The 24,998-nt window shown below is 51.5% G+C and carries 21 protein-coding genes; 11 read left to right on the top strand and 10 right to left on the bottom strand.

Going from position 1 to position 24,998, the window contains the following annotated elements:
* Positions 1 to 22 precede the first annotated feature (22 nt).
* The 7 genes from PP769_RS10905 to PP769_RS10875 all read right to left on the bottom strand — a co-directional run bounded on the left by PP769_RS10905 (position 23) and on the right by PP769_RS10875 (position 7,844).
* Positions 23 to 2,830, bottom strand: coding sequence for an FAD-binding and (Fe-S)-binding domain-containing protein (locus tag PP769_RS10905; RefSeq protein ID WP_312640084.1), 2,808 nt, complete (start codon positions 2,828 to 2,830; stop codon positions 23 to 25).
* A 106-nt stretch (positions 2,831 to 2,936) separates the two neighbouring features.
* Positions 2,937 to 3,704 carry an SMC-Scp complex subunit ScpB gene (gene scpB, locus PP769_RS10900; protein ID WP_312640083.1) on the bottom strand — a complete coding sequence of 256 codons (768 nt, stop codon included), beginning with the start codon at positions 3,702 to 3,704 and terminating at the stop codon, positions 2,937 to 2,939.
* A 121-nt stretch (positions 3,705 to 3,825) separates the two neighbouring features.
* Entirely contained in the window at positions 3,826 to 4,386 is a 561-nt protein-coding gene (locus PP769_RS10895; protein WP_312640082.1) for a segregation and condensation protein A, read from the bottom strand.
* Positions 4,387 to 4,393: 7 nt separating this feature from the next.
* On the bottom strand, positions 4,394 to 4,645 hold the full coding sequence (locus PP769_RS10890) for a segregation and condensation protein A (RefSeq protein ID WP_312640081.1): 252 nt from the start codon (positions 4,643 to 4,645) through the stop codon (positions 4,394 to 4,396).
* 103 nt (positions 4,646 to 4,748) lie between these two features.
* The gene (locus PP769_RS10885) at positions 4,749 to 5,837 is read right to left on the bottom strand and encodes a pentapeptide repeat-containing protein (protein WP_312640080.1); all 1,089 of its coding nucleotides are present in this window, start codon (positions 5,835 to 5,837) and stop codon (positions 4,749 to 4,751) included.
* Positions 5,838 to 6,064: 227 nt separating this feature from the next.
* A complete protein-coding gene (locus PP769_RS10880) occupies positions 6,065 to 6,829 on the bottom strand; it encodes a peroxiredoxin (RefSeq protein ID WP_312640079.1) in 765 nt (254 codons plus the stop codon).
* 151 nt (positions 6,830 to 6,980) lie between these two features.
* Positions 6,981 to 7,844 carry a hypothetical protein gene (locus PP769_RS10875; RefSeq protein WP_312640078.1) on the bottom strand — a complete coding sequence of 288 codons (864 nt, stop codon included), beginning with the start codon at positions 7,842 to 7,844 and terminating at the stop codon, positions 6,981 to 6,983.
* A gap of 179 nt (positions 7,845 to 8,023) precedes the next feature.
* Here PP769_RS10875 and PP769_RS10870 point away from each other — a divergent pair, with 179 nt between their 5' ends.
* The 7 genes from PP769_RS10870 to PP769_RS10840 all read left to right on the top strand — a co-directional run bounded on the left by PP769_RS10870 (position 8,024) and on the right by PP769_RS10840 (position 17,965).
* Complete coding sequence (locus PP769_RS10870) at positions 8,024 to 10,762, top strand: CBS domain-containing protein (RefSeq protein WP_312640077.1); 2,739 nt, start codon at positions 8,024 to 8,026, stop codon at positions 10,760 to 10,762.
* Between the two features lie 42 nt (positions 10,763 to 10,804).
* Positions 10,805 to 12,319, top strand: coding sequence for an MFS transporter (locus PP769_RS10865; protein WP_312640076.1), 1,515 nt, complete (start codon positions 10,805 to 10,807; stop codon positions 12,317 to 12,319).
* A gap of 251 nt (positions 12,320 to 12,570) precedes the next feature.
* Positions 12,571 to 13,926, top strand: a complete 1,356-nt coding sequence (locus PP769_RS10860; RefSeq protein ID WP_312640075.1) for an SUMF1/EgtB/PvdO family nonheme iron enzyme — start codon at positions 12,571 to 12,573, stop codon at positions 13,924 to 13,926.
* 520 nt (positions 13,927 to 14,446) lie between these two features.
* Positions 14,447 to 14,905, top strand: coding sequence for a hypothetical protein (locus PP769_RS10855; RefSeq protein WP_312640074.1), 459 nt, complete (start codon positions 14,447 to 14,449; stop codon positions 14,903 to 14,905).
* Between the two features lie 82 nt (positions 14,906 to 14,987).
* A complete protein-coding gene (locus tag PP769_RS10850) occupies positions 14,988 to 15,842 on the top strand; it encodes a transglutaminase family protein (RefSeq protein WP_312640073.1) in 855 nt (284 codons plus the stop codon).
* Between the two features lie 118 nt (positions 15,843 to 15,960).
* Complete coding sequence (locus PP769_RS10845) at positions 15,961 to 16,428, top strand: YaiI/YqxD family protein (protein ID WP_312640072.1); 468 nt, start codon at positions 15,961 to 15,963, stop codon at positions 16,426 to 16,428.
* 238 nt (positions 16,429 to 16,666) lie between these two features.
* The gene (locus PP769_RS10840) at positions 16,667 to 17,965 is read left to right on the top strand and encodes a carbohydrate porin (RefSeq protein WP_312640071.1); all 1,299 of its coding nucleotides are present in this window, start codon (positions 16,667 to 16,669) and stop codon (positions 17,963 to 17,965) included.
* A 216-nt stretch (positions 17,966 to 18,181) separates the two neighbouring features.
* On the opposite strand, the gene PP769_RS10835 is transcribed toward PP769_RS10840, so the two are convergent.
* Both PP769_RS10835 and PP769_RS10830 read right to left on the bottom strand, forming a co-directional pair.
* Positions 18,182 to 18,658: a DUF4112 domain-containing protein gene (locus PP769_RS10835; protein WP_312640070.1), complete on the bottom strand. Its 477-nt coding sequence runs from the start codon at positions 18,656 to 18,658 to the stop codon at positions 18,182 to 18,184.
* Between the two features lie 453 nt (positions 18,659 to 19,111).
* Positions 19,112 to 21,289, bottom strand: a complete 2,178-nt coding sequence (locus tag PP769_RS10830) for an FG-GAP-like repeat-containing protein (RefSeq protein ID WP_312640069.1) — start codon at positions 21,287 to 21,289, stop codon at positions 19,112 to 19,114.
* Between the two features lie 827 nt (positions 21,290 to 22,116).
* Between PP769_RS10830 and PP769_RS10825 the strand changes: the two genes are divergently transcribed.
* Positions 22,117 to 22,605: a YchJ family protein gene (locus PP769_RS10825; RefSeq protein ID WP_312640068.1), complete on the top strand. Its 489-nt coding sequence runs from the start codon at positions 22,117 to 22,119 to the stop codon at positions 22,603 to 22,605.
* A 133-nt stretch (positions 22,606 to 22,738) separates the two neighbouring features.
* Here the strand turns inward: PP769_RS10825 and PP769_RS10820 are convergent, their stop codons facing one another.
* On the bottom strand, positions 22,739 to 23,131 hold the full coding sequence (locus tag PP769_RS10820) for a hypothetical protein (RefSeq protein ID WP_312640067.1): 393 nt from the start codon (positions 23,129 to 23,131) through the stop codon (positions 22,739 to 22,741).
* Positions 23,132 to 23,452: 321 nt separating this feature from the next.
* Here PP769_RS10820 and PP769_RS10815 point away from each other — a divergent pair, with 321 nt between their 5' ends.
* The 3 genes from PP769_RS10815 to PP769_RS10805 all read left to right on the top strand — a co-directional run bounded on the left by PP769_RS10815 (position 23,453) and on the right by PP769_RS10805 (position 24,856).
* Entirely contained in the window at positions 23,453 to 23,806 is a 354-nt protein-coding gene (locus PP769_RS10815) for a YajD family HNH nuclease (protein ID WP_312640066.1), read from the top strand.
* An 80-nt stretch (positions 23,807 to 23,886) separates the two neighbouring features.
* Positions 23,887 to 24,303, top strand: coding sequence for a hypothetical protein (locus PP769_RS10810; RefSeq protein ID WP_312640065.1), 417 nt, complete (start codon positions 23,887 to 23,889; stop codon positions 24,301 to 24,303).
* 271 nt (positions 24,304 to 24,574) lie between these two features.
* Positions 24,575 to 24,856, top strand: a complete 282-nt coding sequence (locus tag PP769_RS10805; protein WP_312640064.1) for a peptidylprolyl isomerase — start codon at positions 24,575 to 24,577, stop codon at positions 24,854 to 24,856.
* Positions 24,857 to 24,998 lie beyond the last annotated feature (142 nt).

Below are 24,998 nucleotides of genomic sequence, written 5' to 3'. Positions count from 1 at the left end.
CAGAGCACCGCATCTTATACCTTTACTTCCTCCCTGGATGCTCCCGCATGACCTGCGCAATATGTTTGACCTCTGCTATCCCACGAAGTCCATTTTTTAACTGAATCATACATGCAGGGCAACTCGTTGCCACCACCTGTGCCCCGCTTTCTTGAATAGCCCGCTTCTTACGTTGGAAAATTTTCTGGGAGGTTTCATAATTTTTGACGATATACGTACCCGCTCCGCCCGCGCATCGATCGGCATCCTGCATTTCGACAAATTCAAGGTCAGCCACAGAGGCTAATAAGTCTCTGGGAGCCTGGGACACACCCGCGGCACGAAGATGGCACGAAGAATGGTACGTCACTTTCTCCAACTTCCCCTCGGCCGATATCCGGGTTGAGTGCGTATTGGCCGACGACATCCCCTGTTCAACAAGATATTCAGAGATATGCTTCACGCGTTTGGATAAATCAATGGCTGCGGCTTCCTCCGGCTCTCCATGAAACAGCGTGACATAATCTTTGAGACTTAACGTGCACGAAGCACAACTGGTGATCACGGTGGCATACGATGCCAAATGAGCCAGATTTTCTCGCGCGCCTTCTTTTACCAAATCCCGTAACCCGTAGGTTTCAATCGGCGTCCCCGAGCATCGTTGAGGAGGAAGAGCGACCTTGACACCGTAGTCAGCTAAAAGTCCGATCACAGCATCCCCCACTCCATCCTCAAAATAGTTGGCCGCACACCCGTGAAAATATGCGATTGAGGCCTGCCGGAGATGTTCAGAATGACATAGTTCAGGATACCGATCACGCAAATGCCGTTTAGCAAACGTCGGCAGAACCATATCTCGGGGAATCTTTGCGGTGGGAGCCAACTTGCGCAATACCGGGCGGGTCAGTTTTTCCAACATGCCTCGAAGAACCGGACGATCCCAAAAAGATTGGGTCCATGCCACGAGCTTCAGCAGGGGATGAAAAATCCATTGACGGGCATGGAGGGCAAAAACCCAACCGGCCAGTTCGTTGGGTTGCTCCGCCCGTCGTTGAAGAATCAGTTCGGACACATCGACCCCGGCCGGACAAATAGTCCGGCAGGATTTGCAATTCAAACAGGCTTCGACCACCCGTTCCGATTGAAGATACGAGTAATCCGAAGCCGTTACAATCTCGAACCATCCGCGCGCACTCATATCTTCAGACTGAAACACATCATATACCGGACACACGGAATTACATTTTGCACAAGTTGCACAGGGTTTGCCCATGCGCTCCACATCAATATGTTCCGTAAAAGAGGTATCACTGATTTTGACCCCAGGATTCATCATCCCCTGTGGATCAAACGCCTGCTTCACTCGAACAAAAATTTGATACACCTCTTCCCCATACATCAAGCGAACGGTCTCGGCGCGAATACGCCCGTCTCCATGCTCTCCACAAATTGAGCCGTCAAACCGGTCTAAGACCGTCTGGTGAATCTCCCGGTGAGCTTCAACCATGGCATCAACATCATGTTGATTGTGCAAATCGAGCAGCGGCACAATATGAGCATTGCCATTTCCCACATGTCCAAAGATGGCGACCGGCACCGATCGTCCTCCAAAGTACTCTTCCAAATACCGGATCAATTCTCCGGTGCGTGAGGCCGGCACGACCACATCATCGACAAAATTGATGGGCTTTTTTCGAGGATCAAAACGATAAAGCATCGGAAACAACGCCTTGCGGGCTTTCCACAACTCCCCCTGTTGGGCTGGATCCGATGCCAGCCTCACCTCTCCGGTGAGCGGAAAACTTTTACACATCTCCATCAAACGATGACGACGATCTGCGCCTCCGCCTTCATCAAATTCAATGAGCAGCGTCGCCGCCGCATCGGATGGAATGCCATAGCGATTTCGCCCGATCAAATCCAACGAATTTCCATCCATCACCTCCAAGGCATTGGGATTCAACTCCAATAAGTGGGGAACTGATTCGCCCATACCTTCCAGATGTCGAAAATGGATGAGACCCGTCACGGTGGCATCAGGGCGTTTAACCAACTTGACTGTTGCTTCACTCATAATGCCAAGCGTTCCCTCGCTCCCGATAAATAATTTTTGAACCTCAAATACGCCCCGTTCCAGTCCATCCACCAAATCAAAGACGTTATAGCCGGAACTGTTCTTACTCACCTTTGGACGCCTGGCGCGGATCAATGCTTGCTCCTCTTGAATCATAGTCCACACCGCCTTGAGGGATGGAAACCCTTTCAACAAGGAGGTATGAGCCGGGCCTCCAATATGAACGGACTGCGCGTCAAGCCAACCCTCCGTAAGCAGCCGAATCCGGAGAGTATGAACATTGTCCTTAACTGATCCATAGCGAAGCGTATGCGGACCAGCCGAATTGTTGCCGAACATGCCTCCTAATTTGCACATATCCCCGCTTGAAGGATCAGGCCCATACATCAATCCCATAGGGGCCAACTGCTTATTGAATTCGGATAACACCAGGCCTGGTTGCACCCGCGCCCACTGCTCGTCTCGATTCACTTCCAGCAAGCGATTCATTCGGGAGATATCCACGATAATGCCGGCTCCGATGGCTGATCCGGTCAGATTCGTTCCGGCAGCCCGTGGAGTCAGAGGCACTCCAACCTTGACGGCATACTCCATCACGGCATGAATGTCTTCTTCTGTTTCAGGAAGCACAACAACCTGGGGCGGAATTTTGTAGATACTGGCATCGACGGAATAGGCTTTCAGCGTGGCCCAATCCCACCGAACCTTATCCTGGCCCAATTTTTTGGCTAAATCGGGCCCCAAGGAAGATTTTTTTTCAGGTAGCAATAATGCCATAGGAATTTATTCTGCTCCCTATGAGGATGGCGCACAACCCTTGTCAGAGAGAAAACAGGAAGGAAAACAAACAGACCACAGCAGGACGCGTGGCCTCACGGTCGATTTAAGCAGAAAGATCGGAAACCCGGGCCTCTCCCTCCTGTTCCTCTGTGGCAAAAGGAAGCTCCATAGGGAATTGTTCCGGGCTACCCAACTCTTTGAGTTCTTTCAGCGGAGGTAAATCTCGTAAGTCCCGCAGACCAAAACGTTGAAGAAACTGTTTGCCGGTTCCATACAAAATCGGTCGGCCCGGGATATCCTGCCGTCCAACGATTCGAATTAACTTCTGATCCAGGAGGGTACGCAACACACCCGAGGTTTCGACGCCTCTAATTCTTTCAATATCTGCTCTGGTTATAGGCTGTTTATAACTCACAATTGCCAGGGCTTCCAGTGCCGACCGGGAAACCTTAGCTGCCGGTTTGGCCTTACTGGTCAATCGTTTGATATATAGACTGTGCTCAGGTCGCGTGACCATGACATATCCGCCGGCCACTTCCAAAATTTGCAAACCACGGCCTGACGTCTCATACTCGGCTTGAAGGTCCTGCATTGCGCTTTTAACGGAAGATTTAGGGACCCCTTCGAGAACCAGCGCCAGCTTCTCAAGACTCAGAGGGTCATGCGAAACAAAGAGCAGGGCCTCAAACGCCGCTTTGAGCTCACCAATGTCCAACGCCGGTTCCTGGTCTACAATCCCGGAATCCTTCACTTCTTCTGCGTCCCGGCTTTCATCTGAGAATTCTGAGGCCTCGCTTACCGTAAGGTCTTCCGTCACCTCGTCGGCATCGGAAGTGTCCGAAGGTTGGTGTCCATTGGAGAGTGCGTCCATGATTATTGAGTCCTCCTCTGCGGACTGAACCCGATCATCTCACCTTGCCCCATGCCTAATTCCCCCAGGCCATTCTTCCATCCCCCCATGCGTCCTCCGATCAATACCCGGCTCATACGTGTCACAATGAATCCACAGGAAAACTTTCACTAGAACCAGTCCCCCCGGCTGGAACAAAACGCCTGGTCACCTGGATGGGACCTAACCATTCTCCTTGAAACAATCGAACCAGGTTCATCCTGACCAGTTCCAACAAAGCCAGAAATGTAGCTATGACCAATGGCTTGGACCAATGGTGTTCAAATAACCTCTCAAAAGGAACGGTCGACTCCGCTTCCAACCGCTCCAAGATGACCTGAATACGGTCCTGAACCGTCCAGGTTTCCCTGGCCAATTCCACGATTTCATTAGTTGGGGCTCGATCCAGAACCTCCTGGAATGCACTCAGAAGATCAAATAATTGGAGATCTTCCGTAGCCATATCCTCCTCGACCGCTGACTCAGTTGGCAAGGGGAGAGGATCACGAGTAAAGGACTCCCGCCAAAGACGTTCGCGAATAACCAGGCTCCCTGCTGCCTCCTTGAACCGCTCATATTCGACCAATTGCCGGACCAATTCCGCACGAGGATCCAGACCTTCCTCATCTTCCGTCTCCGGTTTTTCCTCTTTGGGAAGAAGCATCCGGGATTTAATATATAGCAGGGGTGGCTGCCATGACCAGAAATTCCCCCGCCAGAGACAGGTTCAACGTCTTCATTATGGACAAATATTCCAGATATTGCTGAGCAATCAGCGCCACCGGAATGTCATAAATGTTGATTTGGTGTTTCCGAATCAAATGGAGAAGCAAATCCATGGGGCCGGTAAAGGCCTCAAGTTTGACCTGATACGCATCGTCATCTTCAAGGTCAGAAACAATCAGGGAGGGGACGGATTCCAATCAAGTGCCTTTCGACTGGGTTCCACAGTGCAGATATTTAAATTGGTATACCATCTTTTGTGTAAAGCCGCAATATCCTAACCAAATATAGTGGTTGAGCCCTCTAAACTGTCTTCTTCCTTTTGGAAAGCCAGAGGTAACAAAGCACCAGAATAACCAGCCCCAAAAATATCCCGATCTGGCCATATAGCCTCCGCCCATTTTGAATCGACACCACATCAAGCGGGAGGTTACTCCCGGTTAATTCCGGCATGGTGCGGAACTCGGTTCCGGAAAAATCTTTGGCTCCATCAAACCTGGCGTTTGAAAAATCGACCACGGTATGGAATTGTGATTGGGCAAACGTCACGGACTCTCGAAATTCGGTAAACCGAAAATAGATTTCATGAACGACCGAGATGGCTGAAAAATCGGCAGGGCCTTTAAACAAGGACCCTGAAAAGCCTGTCCCACTGGCAAAAGCCGTTCGGGAGAAATCTGCCGCCTGCTGAAACTCGACTTCCAAAAACTCAGCAACTCCGGTGAAATGAGCATCGGCAAAGGTGACCCGATCACGAAATTGAGCCTGGTGAAACCGGGAATGCGTTCCAAACGTGACGTGAGAAAAATCCACCCCTTGGGCAAATTGAGAACCAATAAAAAACCCCTCAAAATCAACTCGCGCGTCTGAAAACCTCACCGGGCCCACAAACACCGTCTTAGAAAGATCAATTGATTGTTGAAAAACGGTTCCCGTGAAATCTACCGTCCCCAAGATCAGGAGAACCCCTTCAACCAGATTGGTGGCAAGCACTTTTTCAAATCGAGAATGTCGGATGGAAATTGTCTCTGGAATGACGCGAACCGCAGTCATACCTTTCTCGTTCAGGGGTTTTCCCACTGACGGGGGAATGGCGGGATATTCCGAAATGGCCTGTTGGGGCAGAAGATCTAGCATCACCTGATCAACCACCAACACGTGGTCCAGATCAATCCGCTTGCCCTGCACAAGCGCTTCCAGCAGATCAGCACCCTTCACGGCCAAGGCTGCCTCTTCCTCAGGCAAACAGGGTCCCTCAACATGCACCCAGAAAACATTTTCGCTTCCGGGAGGAGACGGCAGGAGACGGCAAGCCTCGGCATTAATAGAAGACAGTCCCAGCAGGACAAACAAGCCGAGCTGCAGAGAATATTTTGCTCCCCAGGGTTTCATGTATGCCCACATCACATGAGCATGGTATGGCAAACAGGTAAACCCACTGCCTCCACTCGGGCGCATACGCAAAGAGACTGTTGAAGATAGGTGATCGTCACGAGGTTGTGTTGGACTGAGTCAAATTATTCGACCGTTCGGGGCGAGCGGAGTTATTGAACAAAAGGATCAGAGAATCTGGCCGAATCCTGCACAATCGTATACGTCCGTCTCATCTCGGACAGCCCCTAGGTGGAAGGGGTATTCTCAGCAGATTGAGCCGGCTCGGGTGGAACTGGCTTGGGAGCCTCGGCTTCCGCAGGTTGAGGCTCCTTCACTTCCGCAGGCTTTGGGGTCGCGACCGGGGACACATTTTTGAGCGCCAAATAGAAATCCCGATGTTCATATTCGGATTTAGCCAAGGCTTGATCAACTTCCTGAACGGTCTTAGGCGGTGGCACCACCACCTTGTCTCCTTCCCGCCAATTGGCAGGCGTCGCACAAGCAAAGCGGTCAGTGGTTTGCAGGGCAGTGACCAACCGTAGGATTTCATCCACATTGCGTCCGGCATTGAGAGGGTAATACAGCAAGGCCCGAATCACCCGCTTCGGGTCAATAACAAACACCGCACGCACCGTCGCGGTGGAACTCGCATTGGCATGGATCATGCCATACAGTTTCGCGACACGCATATCAACATCGGCAATCATAGGAAACGGAATTGTGGCACCCATTTTCTCGTGAATACTGCGAAGCCAGGCTAAATGAGCATGTATACTATCCACACTCAACCCTATGAGCTTCACTCCCCGCTGACGAAATTGCTCACTGGCTAGGGCAAAGGCCATCAATTCCGTCGTACACACCGGAGTAAAATCCGCCGGGTGAGAAAACAATACCACCCAATGCTGCTCCTGCCATACGCTAAAATTAAAATCGGTCTGTTGCGTCGTCACCGCGGAAAAGTCCGGTGCATGATCCCCTATGCGAGGCAACCCTCGTTCTTCCGACATGAAACCTCCTTCAGTTGGCAAAACTATCCCCCTCCACCGTAGGCGAAGGGAGCAATCCCGGCTTGTCTATTAAAACCGGGAATACGAATAAAACTAGTGAGATGGTGAAGTGAATAACCCTGGCACAACCTTGGCCCATAACCGGCCAGAATCACCAGGAGCGAGGAATTTCCTCTTCATCATCCTCATGATTAGATTCAGTATCACGAAAAAACTTATCCGTGCCCAATTCTTCTGATAAGTCTTCCGTCAAATCCAAATCCTCATCGGCATCATCGGTGGAGTCCTCGGAAAACTCATCATCATCAAAATCATCCGCAAGATCATCCACATCCAGGGGATCAGTGACATCATCGAGTTCAGTGGTCAATGAATCCAGAGTGATATCGGTATCGGTTTCCACTTCAATATCCAATTCGGTATCAATGTCGTCGGGCAGGGACGTATCCTCAATATCCGTATCGGGTTCCTGGCTAAGAATCTCCTCCGCATCCGCATCAACGGGGAAGGCGTTCTTTCTTTTTTTGGCATCAAGGCCTTTTTCCACAGGCGATTCTTTTTTTGGCCTTCCCGGTTTCTTTTTGGCCTCAGACGGCGCCGCCTTCTTCACCGATTTGGTGGTGGGAGCAGACTTGGTACGATTCGCCCCGGTTTTCGCCGCAGTTGTCGTTTTCGAAACATTGTCAGATGTAGTCAACTTCTTCTCTTTCCCTTTCACCGCCTTTTTCGGCGTCGCTTTGGATCGTGGTTGCGCTTGAGTCACGGTTTTGGATGTCCCCTTCACTCGAGCCTTCTTACTCCCTTTGGCTTGAGACTTAACGGGTCCCTTGGTCCGAGCCTTGGAGCCGACCTTCGTATTCTTGGACTTCGCTTTGGTAGACGGTGATCGTTGAGGCTTCACAGACTTCTTAGGTTTGGCTTTTGTCTTCGGTTGAGCTTTCGCATGAGTTGTTCGCTTCCCCGCAGGCTTCTGTTTGGGCTTGGCCTTTGACTTGGGCTTAGCCATGGCAGCCATGTGTCACCCTCCTGATTATGTGATCGACAAATGATCCATCTGCGATGGATCGTCTCCTGAGTTGCCCCCATCTAACATGGAGAGACCCTCTCAAGCAACAGAATATTTTTACGAAGGAAATTCTTTGCCTTTTCAAGAAACTTCCGGTCATTCAACATCCCTGTTAGAATCGGGTCTCCATGGAAATTATTACCACGCATCTCGAGGCGGATTTCGATGGCCTCGCCTCAATGGTGGCCGCTCAAAAGCTCTACCCGCAGGCACGCCTCGTCCTCCCGGCTGGAGCCCAATCCAGCGAGCGGGCCTTTCTCGCGGAACACCCCCTTTCCTTCACGGCACTCACGAGTCTGAATTTTCCGGAAGTCACCCGCCTGATCTTAGTGGATGCCCAGCATCAGGACCGGTTAGGTCCGCTCGAAAAAGTTCTTGAAAATCAGCACCTTTCGGTTCACATTTATGATCATCACCCCATGGAGACAACCAATCCCCTGCTTCCGCGGGCAGACTACTGCAAAGTGGAGTCGGTGGGGGCTACCATCACACTCCTCTGCGAAGAACTTCAGGCCAGAGCACTCTCATGGACACCCGAAGAAGCCACTCTCTTTGCCATAGCCCTCTATGAGGAAACCGGTCAATTTAGCTACCGGAATACCACGCCCCGTGATTTCCAGATCGGCGGGGTTCTTGTGCAAACCGGTGCAGATTTAAACCAGGTCACGAAGTACATCGCCCGGCACTGGACACCGCCGCAACTCGAATTATTCCATGCACTGTTGCAATCGGCGCAAACACTGAACCTTGGACATCGAAGGGTTCTGCTCACCGCCCTCACCTGGCCGGATTATGTGCAAGACATGGCCCCGGTGGTTCAACAACTGGCGCAATTACATGGAGCCGATGCCATCATCGCCGCTGTCGCCATGGAAGGCAAGGTACAAATCATCGGACGCAGCCGCCATCCCGACATGGACATGAATTCGATCACCAAGGCCTTTGGCGGAGGAGGGCACACCATGGCTGCCGCCGCCAGCATAAAGGGACTCACTATCGTCGAGGTCGAACAGAAAATCCACGCCCTTTTGCAGGAACAAGCCAAAGCCTGGCTTCCCATCCAACGGCTCATGACCACACCTGTCAGAACGGTGGAAACCAACACCACGATCAAACAGACCGAACGCCTCATGACACAATACGAAGTCAACGCCCTACCCGTTGTGAGTGCTAAAGGCGGTTTCATGGGATTAGCCACCCGGGAAGCCGTACAAAAAGCCCTCTATCACAAACTGGCCACCCACCCCATCGAGCACATCATGCTCAGGGATATCTTTCTGGCCACACCCGACACACCGTTTGACGAGGTCCAACAGCATATGGTCGAACGGAATCAGCGGATCGTCCCGGTGTTGGATCACGACCAAATTGTTGGTATTTTCAGCCGGACCGATTTACTTCGGGCAATGCACCAGGCACTCCCGTTTCAGGAAGGGGACTTCGAGCGCTCTGACAAGCCAGTTTCACTCGCCGCGACGGCCCCTTCGACAACGTTGCGGACTTCCAATCTCCACAAACAATTGGAAACCCGTTTACCTCCGCCACTTCTCACCCTCCTCCAGATCATCGAGAAGCTCGCCGACACCCAGGAGGTCGCCGCCTTCCTCGTTGGCGGATTCGTACGGGATTTTCTGATGAACATCCCCAATTTCGATTTGGACGTGGTGATCGAAGGAGACGGCATTCGTTTTGGCAAAGCGTTAGCACAGGAACTGAAGGCCGAATGGACCATTCATGAACGATTTGGAACAGTCTCGATCGCCATCCCCAAGGCTCTTAACATTCCACAGATGCATCACCTGGACATTGCCACGGCTCGAACGGAATATTATGAATATCCCACCGCGCTACCGACCGTGGAACGCAGTTCAATAAAAAAAGACCTCTACCGGCGGGATTTCACCATCAATGCCCTGGCCATTCGACTAAACAGGACGCCCGGTGAACTCCTGGACTTTTTCGGGGGCCGGCGGGACATTAAGGATAAAATCGTGCGGGTCCTTCATAGCCTCAGCTTCGTGGAAGATCCCACCCGGGTCTTTCGAGCCATTCGCTTCGAACAACGTTTTGGTTTCCAGATCAGTAAGGAAACTCAGCATTTCATTCAACAAGCCCAAACCATGGAACTGTTTCACCGGCTTTCCGGCGTACGATTAGGGAATGAATTGATCCACATATTAGAGGAACCCGAGCCGGCCAAAGGCATTTTGCGATTGAGTCAATTTAAACTCTTTCCCTTTATTCATCCCAAGCTGCAGTGGAAGGAACCGGCTCCGACGCTCTTTGCATCCGGAGAAAAAATACTCGCCTGGCATGAGGTGGAGAGTGCCCGATCAGGAACCGAGCGATGGCTGCTCTATGCCCTGGCCTGGTTCGAATCGTTGGGCAAAACCGAATTGGTCAAAACCTGGAAACGATTGGGATTCCCGCAACGAACCACAGCAACCGTCGGAGAGTTCTTACAGGCCCAGTCCACGTTGATAAGAACCCTCAACAGAAAGCACCTGGCTCCTTCAGAAATCTACGATCTCCTCACGCCATGGCCGAAGGAACTGGTGTTATTCCTCATGGCCAAGGCGCAAAGCAAGCCAACGATTCATGCGGCCATGGAACGGATCCGGGATTATCTCACCACGTTTCAACATGTCGCGATCACCTTAACCGGCCACGACCTGGAGGACATGGGCCTTCCCAAAGGGCCGGCGTATCGCCGGGTGCTCGATCGCATCTTCAAAGCCAAACTGGATAGCCTGGTGACCACACAGGAGGATGAATATCGCCTTGCCAAAACCTTTATTGCACAAGAAACCGCTTCAGGAAGACACGCAAAATCCCCTTCATTGGCAAGGAAAGGCAGCGGAGGATAGCCTTCCGGTTCGTTCTCCCGGCAAGTTTTCTATTCATTCCCCATGCACCAGCTTTCATCCTCCCCCCCACCGACTCGAATTCGCTGGCGAATTCTTCTTCTGCTCCTCCTTATCAGCATCATCACTTATATCGACCGGGTGAATATTTCCGTCACCGCCCGCCAAATGATGCCGGCACTCGGTCTCACCGATCTGCAAATGGGTCAAATCTTTTCGGCCTTTGTCTTTGGTTACGCCCTCTTTCAAATTCCCGGTGGCTGGTTGGGCGATCGCTGGGGACCACGTCGCATATTGACCTTCGCCCTCATCTGGTGGTCGATCTTTACAGCTCTCACGGCCGTCGCTCCCACGCTCCCACTGGCCAACCTGATCGGAATAATGGGCTCACTCATGGTTGTGCGATTCCTCATCGGCATCGGCGAAGCCGCTGCGCTGCCCAATTTCAATCGAGCCGTCGCAAACTGGCATCCCCCGAATGAACGGGGGTTAGGCATTGGCATCACCATCGGAGGGATCGGCCTGGGCTCAGCCCTCACACCACCTCTCACCGCCTGGATCATGGTCAATTATGGCTGGCAAACGGCGTTTTATGTCGCAGGCGGGTTAGGTATTGGCATCGCCCTCTTGTGGTACTGGTACGCAACCGATCATCCCAGGCAACATGCACATGTCAACACCGCGGAGGCCGAACTGATCGAGGGTTCGGAATCTCTTCCCGCCCCTCCTGCTCCCTTGGAAGGACGATCCGGCAAGGCCTGGGGAACGGTCCATGATGTCTCCACCGAATTCGAAACACGTGAAGGACGGCCTCCAGCCTCACAGGCAAAAGGCAACGGGACCGGGGGGAAGAAGGACAACCCCAACTCCACCTCCCCACTACAAACCGGAAAGAAAAACGAACCAGCGCCTGATCAGAAGTCAAAGACGACCACCGTCCCCTGGAAAGCCATCCTCACCACACCCACCGTCTGGTGGCTCACGCTCAGCTACACCTGTCTCGGCTATGTCGCCTATGTTTATATGTCCTGGTTCTATCTCTACCTCGTCAATGTAAGGGGTTTTGCCATCCTTCAAGGTGCTTTCTTCGCCTCGGCGCCGTTTATCGCGATGGCCATCTTCTGCCCATTGGGAGGATGGGTGACCGATCGTCTCACCGAACAATACGGGATCAACCGTGGCCGCGCGAGCGTGGGAGGAGCAGGAATGATTCTGGCCGCGTTTTCTATCATTATCGGCGCCAACATCGAAGCGCCCTATGTCGCAATCGGCTTCCTCTCGCTCGGCGCTGGGTGGCTCTACTTCACGGTTGGCCCATTCTGGTCCTCGACCACGGACTTATCCAAACCCTACGCCGGCACCCTCTCAGGCCTCATGAACACCGGCGCCAACCTGGGTGGAACCCTCTCCCCCACACTGACGCCCTGGCTGGCTGACACCTTCGGCTGGTCGGTCTCTCTCGGCATCGGCGCCGGGATTGCCCTACTCGGCGGACTCTGTTGGATCTTCATTCGACCAGAACATGGGCTCAACATCCCCCGGTCGGGAGACCGAGCGTGAGCGAGTCTAAACGGTTCACAATACAGACGGGCACCGAAATGATTCTATTATTTTTGGATCATGGTAAAGTGAGTTGCGGCCAAAGAAAAAAAAAGCGCAGGTAGCCTAGGCACTCCCGACTAAAGAGAAAATTTTCGGTGAACCCAACGGTTGTCCCAACCATCAGAACAAACAAGAACCAACGAACATCGACAGCCTCCAATAGGGTGCGGGGCCATTCATGGATACGGGTACCTTTTATCGGCCGCATCATGTCTCTCTCTTTCTTTCTGCTCTTTCCCGGTGTTGTTTGTGTCGCGGAGGCCGCGGAGATTGAAGAGTTCAAGAAGGGCGTCGTCAAAATTACTGCGATCGTAAATGGGCAACCCAATGTCGGAACGGGATTTATCGTGAAGCTCGACAGGAACGCCGCCTACATCGTGACTGCCGCACATGTGATTTCCGGAGATAGCAAGCCACAGGTGTGGTTCTTTCCTCTTCCCCATCAATCGTTTGCTTCACAGGTATTAGGCATCGATGGCACCAATGAGAACGGGTTGGCCACGTTGCGTGTTTCCGATACCCTTCCAGATGGACTCGTGGCGCTTCCGCTCGATCAGACAACACAAGCTTCGGGGGGAGAACCCATTACCTTTATCGGATTTCCACCTAATCTCGCTCCCTGGACTGTCTCAACCGGAAATATCAGCGGGAGTAAAGGGCCATACCTGATGTTTCAGGCATTAGTGGAGGAAGGCCATTCGGGTGGCCCCCTTCTGCTAAATGGCAAAGTGATCGGAGTCGTGACAGATGCTCAGGGACGTCTGGGATATGCAGTTTCCACACCGGTTTTGTCGATCGCACTGAAAGGATGGCATGTGGAACCATCGGGGAGCGACTCGTTATCACGAGAAATTTCAGGCGCAGACGGTGCGCCGATGGTTCGGATCCCTGCAGGGCAGTTTGAAACGAATCTAGAATCACGCTCAGGAACCGGGGACATTACCGAAGGGAGTCGATATACCGTCTATGTGGAAGAATTCTTCATCGACAAAAATGAAGTCACCATTGAACGGTATGGGAAATTTCTACAGGTCACCGGTCGAACATCCCCGGAATATTGGGATCATATCAATATGTCCCGGGATGCCAATCGCCCAGTCGTCGGCGTGACATGGCCGGAGGCCAAAGCCTACTGCCATTGGGCCACGAAGCGATTACCGACCGAAGATGAATGGGAGAAAAGCGCACGAGGAACCGACGGACGCATGTATCCATGGGGCAATGAGCCACCGACGAGCCAATACACAAATTTCGCCACATTTGGAGACTTTGACGTGTCAAAACTTTCTCCGGTCGGAACATTCGAAAAGGATAGAAGTCCCTATGGAGTGTATGACTTGGCCGGAAATGTGAGTGAGTGGACGGCAGATACCTGGGATGAATTGCGGAATCCAGACCGGGATGCGAATGAGACCGTCGCGGGTTCCCAAAAAGTTATACGAGGTGGAGCATGGAACGCCAAGGACGAATATCTGAGAGCAGCATTGCGCTCTTCTGCTTTACCAACCCACACGGATGGAGGTCTTGGTTTCCGCTGTGCTCAAAATCCTGGTACACCCCCATGAAAAAAGAAGAGGGGCATGACGAAAGAAAGGATGGTCTAAAAATTGGAAAGCCCGTCGATGGATTGAAAGGGCGTCTAAACGGATCTCTTACCCCAGTATCATGGTAAGCTTAATCGTTGATCCTAAGGATTAGGGAAATAGCCAATCACAGGATCCAAATAAATAGTTCGGAGCACCCTTCACGGAAAGACGGTCAATCTTAGAAAGAAAGGAGGAACACCATGGGAGACAAAGGCGGAAAAAAAGACAAAGACAAAGCGCAAAAGCAAAAAGCCGATCAACAGAAAAAAAAGGACAAAAAGAAATAGGCGAGACACATTCTTCGATCGAAATGGTGGGCTTCGCCTAAGCGAAGCCCACAATTCCTGAGGCACTCCAACTCTGCGAATGGCGGAAAATCTTGAGAAGAAGGCCTAGGCAAGAGCCCCGTGACCTGTCATACGGACAAAAAATCTGCACTCCATATCTTATTCGTTATTCAAACCGGTCTAATTATGGATTACTTGTAAGTGAACCGCGAATGAATCGTGAAGCTATCGACAATAATCTGGTCAACAAGGCTATCAACCTACTCATAGAGAACGAGCCGCAACATCTAGACTTGAATGTCACAGAGCGCGCACTTTCGCATCATCTCGCCCGGTACCTCGGTAAAATGGTAACTGAAGGCTTCAATGTCGACTATGAATACAATCGGCACTTTGATGATCCCAAACGTCTAAACCTAAAACGCCGTCAAACCGAAAATTGTGAGATCCGTGCGACAACGGTGTTTCCAGACTTCATTGTTCATAAACGAGGCTCGGACACGGACAATTTACTTGCACTTGAGATGAAGAAGCCCGGGGAGAGTTGGATTTATGACCATGCCAAACTTCCGGCTATTCGAAATCAGCTAGAATATATCCAGACAGCTCATGTCATCCTCGGTCGACGAAACGACGAACTGGGCAAAGAGGTTCTCTGGGTTGATGGCTAATTTATTACTCAAAAAGACGTGCCTACCGGTAGTCACTTAAACCAGGCCTGGTTGCCGTTGAAAGTAGGGTTTAGGCTAATAGATGCAGCGTTATAAGATTCTTCATCGGACCTATTATAATTTTTCCGGAGCGGTGACGCTCGGACCGCATTACTTGCGTCTGCGTCCGAGGGAAGACTATGACCTGCACATTGAGTCGTTAAACCTGAAGCTCACACCGCCGGCTACCCTGCTGTGGCATCGGGACGTGGAAGGCAATTCGGTGGCCACGGCCACCTTCGAGGTGCCTGCCAACCAGCTCGTGATTGAGAGCGAAGTCTTGATCCAGCAATTCAATGAGGCTCCACTGGACTTTCTCGTCGCCGACTACGCGGTTAATTATCCGTTTGCCTATCAACCCGATGACCGGATCATGCTATTACCCTACATGGCTTTTCCTGAGCCGAACACCAAAACTCAACTGACTGAATGGATAGCCGGGTTCTGGCACTCCACTGAACCGATTCAAACCTACACACTCTTGCAGCGGCTAGGTACCCACATCAACCAAACCCTGTCCTATCGCGTGCGGGAAGAACCTGGCGTTCAAACGGTGGGGCAAACACTGGAATACGGCACCGGCTCATGCCGTGATTTTGCCTTGCTGTTTATGGAAGCCGCACGGTGCTTGGGTCTCGCCGCGCGCTTTGTCAGCGGGTATCTTCACGCCCCACCATCAGCAACCGATTATGGCGCCACCCATGCCTGGGCCGAAGTCTACCTGCCAGGGGCCGGGTGGAAGGGATTTGATCCCACTGGTGGAACCATGGCCGGAACCGATCATATTGCCGTGGCCGTCGCAAGATTGCCCGAATCCGTACCGCCCATCGAGGGATCCTTCGTTGGGCCCCCAGGCTCAAGCCTTCATGTCGGGGTCTGGGTCACAAAGTGTGAGTGAACGTGCACTTCCCGTTCTTATGAAACAACATCGTCCTCATCTTCTTTTAATCCGGATGGACTTTTACAACATCCAAAAAACACGGTTCCTGTTTACTCCTCAACTATAAAGGGCGACCATGCCAATCTGGGTTGATGCCGATGCCTGCCCCAAGGTGATAAAGGAAATTTTATTTCGCGCCGCAGACCGGACGGCGGTCCAGGTGACGCTTGTCGCCAATCGCCTCTTGTATACCCCGACGTCACCCTATATTTCGGCCATCCAAGTCGCCGATGGATTTGATGTGGCGGATTCCGAAATCGTGAAAAGGCTCGAGGCCGGCGACCTGGTGATCACCGCTGACATTCCGCTTGCCGCCGAGGTGATTGCGAAGGGTGGGCATGCGCTTGATCCGCGCGGGGAGATGCATTCACCCGACACGATTCAAGCCCGCCTCATGATGCGGGACTTCATGGAGACCCTCCGGGCCAGCGGTGTCGAAACCGGTGGGCCGTCGGCCCTGAGTCAACGGGACCGGCAATTATTCGCCAAACATCTCGACTACTATTTAACGACCCTGGCCAACCAGAAAGATGAAAAAGCCTAGGGACCGGGAAACGCACATGGGGAATGGTAGCAGGCCACAAACCAGTGCTGCCCCTGCCTGCCTTCACGGGCTGATTTACGGCATCAATAGAATATTTGATTTCACACGCATTAGCCTCATCCACAAAATCTGAAGGTCCAAGCCGGTACGAACCTGATTCACCAGCATGAGACTCTCCCCAACAAGAATGATTCTTACAACCGTGTATGGACTATTCCTTTTGGTATTGTTGATTCCGATGCCAGCCTATTCTGAAGAAAGTCAGGCGGTTGAACAATTGGAAAAGATCATCGAAAAACCAAAGGCTGCCCAAAAAAGTTTAAAGGATCAGGGACTCCTCCTGGAAGTCACCAATACGATGGATATCCTCTCCAATATATCCGGCGGCGTGCATCGAAAAACCACTCTCACCGGCGATCTGGATCTTTTGCTCACCGTCGATATAAAAAAATTAGTTCCTAGCTGGAGGGGTACGGTTTTTCTGTATGGCTTGGGCTTGTATGGGGGCGATCCAAGCAACAATGTCGGTGACATCCAAGGGGTGAGCAACATTGCGGCACCAGATACATGGAAACTGTTCGAAGCCTGGTACCAGCACAATCTTTTTAAACGCGTTTCTCTGCTTGCCGGCCTGTATGATATCACCTCAGAGTTTGATGTCATCGTATCCGCGTCGACACTTTTTCTGAATAGCTCCTTCGGGACTGGAGCGGAACTTGGAGCGGGTGGCAGAAACAACCTGTCCACCTTTCCTGCAACCTCTCTGGGAATCAGGGCGCAAGCCATCCTCACCGATTCTCTCATGGTTCGCGCCGTGGTCGCCGATGGCATTCCGGGGGATCCCAATAATGCTCGGGGTACTCATGTTCGTTTAAAAAAAGATGATGGCCTGTTCGGTTCCATGGAATTGGCATATTACAAATACAACACGGCTGATTTAACACAAACAAAGGAAAAAACGGTCCAAGAGCTCCCTCGTCGTCTGATCTTCCGCCGGATTGGAAGATCCGCTCCTCTCGTGTATGAAGCCAAAGTTGCCCTCGGATTCTGGGGGTACACCACTTCCCTGGATCAACTCAACAAGGTCAATAGTTCGGGAGAACCGGTAAAACAAAATGGCACTTTCGGGATATATGGGTTAGCGGAATATGATGTGTATTATGAAAAGGACGACAAAGATCAAGGATTGACTCTCTTTGGCCGAGCCGGAATGGCTGACCCCAATGTGAACCGCATTTCCCAGTATTATGGCGGCGGGTTCATCTATAAGGGATTAATTCCGGGGCGAAACATTGACCGAACCGCGTTCGGGGTGGCAGCCGCAGTGAATAGCCATGAGTATAAACAGTCTCAACGGCGGGCAGGACAACGGGTTGAAAATACGGAGATCACGCTGGAATGCACGTATTCCATCTTTGTGAATCAAAACCTCGTCATTCAACCGGATTTTCAATACGTCATTAATCCCGGGACGGTTCCCGGCAGGAATAACGCCGTCGTGGTAGGCGCGCGACTTGAAGTCAATCTCAACAATTAATGTATTCCTTCCAATCATCTCGGGAGGGAGTCAACAGGATTGGTTTTTCAAAAATACAGGAATAGTTTAAATGGATGTGGATAGGGACATCGTAAAGGGTAGTCCCATTCTCTATAGCCGTTCGCTCAAGTTTTGCGAGCAGATTTCCCACGATCCCCCATGAACCGTCGCTCCCCCATCATCGCCTTCGCTCTGACGGGGTCATAAATGTAAGTTTTATTGCATGCCTTGCAGGATTTCCCAGATTCGCATAAGAAGCCAGAGGATTCCTACCACCGTTCCGGCAATCACCAAAGCCACGACTAACAATAACCCTATTACGAAAACCCAATCCCCTGTAGTGGAGCTTGGACGATCTCCAACAGCATATCGCTCCAACAACTCTACATTTTTCACATTACTTTTAAACCAGACAGAGAACAAATCACCGAGAATGGGAATGGCCCCGACCACGCTATTAATGGCAATATTGAGACTCATACGGATAAGGACGATTCTAGGAAGTTGGGATTGAGCCGCCACGACTAGAATAACTGATCCAGCCAGACCTGCGAGGGCATCGCCCACACCTGGAATCAGCCCAAGGATCGGATCTAACCCGATACGAATTGAGGTTCCGGGAATCGTAAAACGCCGGTCTAATATTTCCGCCAGGTGTTTGGCCAGTTCAAATTTTCGGGAGTTTCTCACCATAGGGGTTTCGTTCCTTTTAATCCTGCAAGATATGAAATCCGATAATCCTATCAGTAATATTCCAATTAGTTTTCATTTCAACAGATCTGATGCAGAAATGTTATAGACGGATGAGTTCCCAAAATGAAGTAAATATCTAGTCATTGAGCGGTTTCTGCAGAAAACAGGTGGTGTTGCCGCCTCTGGAAAAATGAGTCATTTTGTATTTCCCCATACCAATCCCCACCATTTTGCGATGAACAGTCTGTTTCCTCGGATAGGAGGGTCTTTCATTGTTCGACGAAGGGAGTTGACCTTTGACAAAACCAGTCCCCTGTGATCTTCCACCCCTTTTTACCATTCAGGTAGAGATTCCTTTCCCCTGACCCAGTCAGTTAAGAAAACTTTTCTCCCCAGTCCTTGGCCAGACCTGTAACTCTGTTTTAAATTGAGGGAAAGAGGCCAAAGGCATTGCTATTGTATCTCCCAGCTCGGAGAGGTGGTCCCTGGTGAACCTGTTGAGCCGACCGTGACCCCATTCATCAACCACACCTCGACCTCACCGGTATCGGTATTGAACCAGGTCAAATCTACTTTTCCGCTACCGTCCCGATCACTGACCTGGGCAATGTCCCATTCCAAGGCCTTGCCCGCCAAGGCACCCGTGCTGCCAAGAGTGAGCCCATTCATCAGCCAGAATGCCACCCCACCGGTTCCGGTATTGCGCCAGATCACATCAGCGGTCCCATTCCCATCAACATCCCCCACCCCAGCCACCTCAAAAACCAAGCTGGCACTCCCTGGGACTCCGATCGACAGGACCGAGAGACCGTTCATTAACCATACGGCTACTGCCCCACTGTTGCTATTCCGCCAAATGATATCGGCTTTGCGATCGGCATTGACATCGCCCATTCCGACAATCTTCCACTCACCCGGAACACCACCGAGCGATTTGGATTGGGCAATGGTCGCTCCATTCATCAGCCACACGACAACCACCTTGCTATTAATGTTTCGCCAAACCAGGTCTGCCGTGCCATTTCCGTCCACATCTCCAAGTTGCTCAAGCACCCAACCAGTAGGAACCGTGCCCGGGAATCCTACCGAAGCGATGGTATTCCCGTTCATTAACCACACCGCCACCGTACCACTGGTGCTATTGCGCCAAACCACATCAGCCTTACCATCCGCATTCACATCGCCGATACCGGTAATCTCCCAAGCCGGAGGGACGCCGCCAGGAAAACTCGGGAAAGCAATTGCCGTCCCATTCATAAACCAAATGGCCGTGCTGCCATTATTGATATTGCGCCACACGATGTCAGCCTTGCCATCTCCATCCAAATCAAAATTCACCGTGCGATTATGAATAAAAATATCCCGGATTGCATTCGTATCTCCCGGAACAAGGTTGGTTGAATCCGAGAAAAAACCAACGATCCGACCATCCTGACTGATTGCAGGATTACAACTAAAATCATTGCCTTGCACGCCTCCAGTCGTCACACTCATTCTGGTGGTCGTGTTGGTCTGACGATCATGCACAAACACATCACCCTCTCCATTCGTGTCGCCCGGAACGAGATTGGTAGCAAAAGAAAGAAAAGCCACGAATCGTCCATCCCCGCTGATGGTCCCCTCTGAGCTCTCTCCTCCTCCTTGGAGACCACCACTTGCCACACTCACGCGGGTGGTGGTGTTCGTTTGACGGTCATGGACAAACACATCACCCACTCCATTGGTATCGCCAGCAACGAGATTCGTCGCATCCGATTGAAAGGTGACATAGCGACCATCCGCACTCAATTCGGCATCCACACTCTCACCATTGACCTGCCCTCCGCCTGTGGCCACACTCACACGCGCCGTCACTCTTGTTTGCCGATCATGAATGAACAGATCTCGCACACCATTGGTATCACCCGGGACCAGGTTAGTCGCATCCGATTCAAACGCAACCAAACCACCATTTGCACTGAGAAACCCCGCTCGACTGGTATTATTCCCCTGGATTGCGCCTGTGGCCACACTCACGCGCGTCGTCGTCCCCGTTTGCCGATCATGAACGAACACATCTAACACTCCATTGGTGTCGCCCGGCACCAGGTTGTTCGCAAAGGAGTGGAACGCCACAAATCTGCCGTCAGCACTCAGGACTGGTGAAAAACTATTGTTATTGGACTGTCCCCCACCCGTCGCAACACTGACCCGGCTCGTGATGCCTGTCTGTCGATCATGGACGAACACATCAATGGTGCCATTGGTATCCCCCGGAACCAGGTTCGTGGCAGCCGACCGAAATGCCACATAACGCCCATTGGCGCTTATGGCCGGCTCAAGGCTCTCGCCATTGGCCTGCCCTCCGTTTGTCGCCACGCTCACGCGCGTAGTTTGCTGGGTTTGCCGATCGTACACGAATATATCTCGTACCCCGTTGGTATCACCGGGCACCAGATTGGTCGACAAGGAATAGTAGGTAACAAACCGGCCATTTTCATTAAGGTCCGGAAGAAAACTATTGTTATTGCCCTGCAAATTTCCAGTGCTGACACTGACTCGGGCCGTCTCCGCCCCATAGGTCATGGGTGCAAGCAATACGAGCATGAGGACGATTGTGCCCGTCGTGACCATTTGGTTGATATGTTTCATGTGTGTTCCTCCAGAACCCTGAATGAGTTTTAGGAATAAAGCCATGTATGAAATCATTGCTACTGCGCCTTACCAAATGGAGAACACGTCATGCGTAGACTACTCCCGGTGATGCGAACCCGGGTTCGCATAAAAAGAACGTCTACGGCCTGCTCAAATTCCTGCGCCATTTCATCATTTTGACGCAAAGCTTCTTTCTATCAGAGCGACGCCCGGTCAGATTCGCAAAAAAGCCTAACTCAACTGACGAATAACTTCCACACATTCTTCAATGACCCCATTCGCTCATCAGCCTTCACCCCCAACAACATCCCGGAATCTAGTAAAAATTAGAAATGACTTTTCTGCAGCATAAACCCCATTCCCGATGAAATCATGCATGGGAGTGTTGAATAAAACTGATTTCCAAGGGCATCTTGACCTACAGGCACGTGGTATTTTTGAGGCTTCGGGGCGGTTCAAAAAAGTTCGTTCAGCAAGGCCGCAGTCATTTTTGCGCGCAGAGCGTACTTCCAGTACGTGAGCACGGGAAAATGACGAGAACGGCGCTGGCGGCTTTTTTCAACAGCCCCATGCATGATGCGCAATAGGGGTGCCAAAATCTGAGTACGCGGCATAAAAAAATGTTCTCCGCGCATGGCTTTAGCGACAGAAACGGACCAGCTATTTAAGAGAGGGACGAGCAGAGACAAATGACGGGAAAACTGCCACCGGGACTCACCAATATTTTTCCAGAAAAATGAGATGCCGGACCTTTTGACTTTTCCGTCACTCGCGACGTACAAGAGTCAATCATCATTTGCCTTCACTTAGAAAAGGAGTCGCATATGCAGTGTCCGTGTCAGAGCGGAAAGACCTTCAAGCAATGCTGTGAGCCCCTCATCACCGGAGTGAAACAGGCAGAAACTGCCGAACAACTTATGCGGGCCAGATATTCGGCCTATACGCAAGTCCAGATGGATTTCATCGAAAAGACCCATGACCCGAAAACCAAACACGACATTGACCTTGAGGCCAATCGCAAGTGGGCAGAAACCACCAAATGGACGGGGTTAGAAATTCTGGCGACGAAACGGGGTGGAATAGAAGACGAAGCGGGCCTCGTCGAATTCAAAGCCACATTTGAGACCGAAGAAGGCCCTCAAATCCATCATGAACTAAGCGAGTTTCGGAAACATAAGGGGACCTGGTATTTCACCGACGGAAAAAGTCCTGGAGTTCAGACCGTCGTGCGTAGCGAGGCCAAGATTGGACGGAACGATCCGTGCCCTTGCGGCAGCGGGAAAAAGTATAAAAAATGCTGTGGAAGCGCCTGAATCAGCATGGGATTTCAGATCGCGTCCGTCTCACGCACTCTCGTCCCGGCATGACGTCATCCTCTGTACGCACGCGCCAAACTGACCGACGCCTGGCCAGATGGGTGACGGAGATCTTTCTATTTCGAAAAGCTTACGCAGTCTTCGCTGCCCCCTGCCATAGCATATCGTAGCCGAGTTCTTTCGTCTCAGAACACATGGAAGCCAAAGCCGCGAATGTCTTATTGAACAGTTCATCGGCATGAGATTTTTCGTGATCCTCAAATGAACTCCAATAGGTCACAATCGCGAAATGGTCATCTGCGGTTTTTGATGCACTTAAGGACCCTTCGTCAGATACGAAACCGGAAAACTTGAACACCTGTCCGGCGATGAAGCCCCCTTTGTCTCCCCCATACGTTTCTTTGACGACCATGCACATCTCTCCAACGGCCAGCTCCACCTGATCGAAGGAAACCCCGGGCTTTAATTTGACGGTGTTAAACAACATTTTTGCCCCAAAGGGAAGCGTAATAGGACCGAACATGGCACCCTCCTGGTGAGAGCACCCGTCTCGAAGCGGGTGCCTGTAAAAGGAATCATCAGACTAACCCTATCCGCAGCACTTATTCTCATACTAACACTTACCTCATAGCGCTCGCAGGCCTCACTCCATACGATTCCTCCCCAACCATCGAGAGGCCTCATCCCGCGGTTGCCCCCACATCAGGCATGCTCAACGCGATATCCGTTCAAATCGCATTGACAAAGCCCAGGAAAACTTTGAGAATCCTGGCATTGACATCACGCGGCTATTCATCGCTGGCGCCAAACCACCACGACGCCATCACTTGAAAGGACGCACATCATGGGGAATGCATACCGGGGTCGTCACAAACTGCGACGGCTCCAAAAACCTGCCGTCGACAAACCCATTGACGAAATCCTCAAAGGACTGCGACCCAAGCCTTCGGCCTCGAGCAACAGCTCCTATCGGGAACAGTCACTGAACATTCACGGGCTCATTTGTGCCAAATGCGCCAGAGAATTCGACCTCAAGAACAGACATCTGCTCACGGTACACCATAAGGACGGCAATCACCACAACAATCCACCGGACGGATCGAACTGGGAGAACCTCTGCGTCTACTGCCACGATGATGAACACAGCCGGGGAATCCTAGGTGATTATTTGCGCAAGGCGAAAGAGGACAAGGCATAGGGGATCAGTCTACAATCCCTGAGGGAACGCAGAACACTTGTTATGGGCTTGAACGAATTGACGGAGAGGTCGATCATCCTATGCTGAGGAAAGAATCACTAAGGGGGATACATGGCATCTATGTAGTTGTTGAGGATTTAGGTCCGGAGCTGAGGGGAGTTTTAAACCGAAGTGAGGTGCGCAAACGAGTGGAAGCACAATTGCAAAGGGCGGGGATTCGCCTGGTCAAAGAACTCGAAGCTGCCAAATTACCCGGAGAGCCGTATTTATATGTCAATATGGCGGCTCTTCCCTTGGGCCCAAAGCGTTACGCCTGTCGGATCGACCTCGAAGTCCACCAACTGGTCGCCCTGGTTCATAACTCCTCCACAGGACACGCCATCACCTGGGAACAGGGCGTCGTGACGGCGGGCGGGGTCAAAACCATTTTCAATAATTTTGACGAATTGGTTTTGGATTTTATTTGTGATTACCTGGCGATGAATCCCGACAACTAATCTATCACCTCCATTACCGCCTCTCGTTCTTGCGAATTTCGCGCTCTTCTACCAGGACTCTTTCCCCTTTCACCGGCCTTCAGTCCCACCGGCACAGGACCTCGTCCACCTGACCCGTTCCTGATCACCAAAACATTCGCCCTTTCACAATCATTATGAACAAGAGAATTTCCCTCGCTGCGCTGGCTGATTCTCATGAAATTTGACCTTGACTGGTCAATCATGAGAAAAGGACCATTGTCCAATTTTCTAGCCTAGAAGGAGAATGCTCATGGCGAAAGCGCGCGCCCGTCACATTTTGGTTTCAACAGAAGAAGCATGCAAAAACTTAAAAACACAAATTGAGGGTGGTGGAGATTTTGCTGCCGCCGCGAAGGAACATTCCACCTGTCCATCGGGCAAACAAGGTGGCGATCTGGGCGAGTTCGGCCCGGGTCAAATGGTTAAAGAATTTGATGAGGTTGTGTTCAGCGGGGAACTCGGCAAGGTCCACGGCCCGGTCAAAACCCAGTTTGGTTATCATCTTCTTGAGATTACCAGCCGCACTTCATAAATTGTTCACGGTTCATATGGACAAGGGCATGGTTTCGTGGCCATGCCCTTTTCCTGACCCCATCATTTTCAAAACCTGTCACAAGCCTTGGGGTCAATCATTCTTCCCACTTCTTCATCCGACAGATTCCAGGACCACACGT

The organism is Candidatus Nitrospira allomarina (assembly GCF_032050975.1).
Taxonomy (GTDB): domain Bacteria; phylum Nitrospirota; class Nitrospiria; order Nitrospirales; family UBA8639; genus Nitrospira_E; species Nitrospira_E allomarina.
The sequence above is the reverse complement of the archived record's forward strand: the minus strand, read 5'-3'. Positions and strand labels throughout refer to the sequence as shown.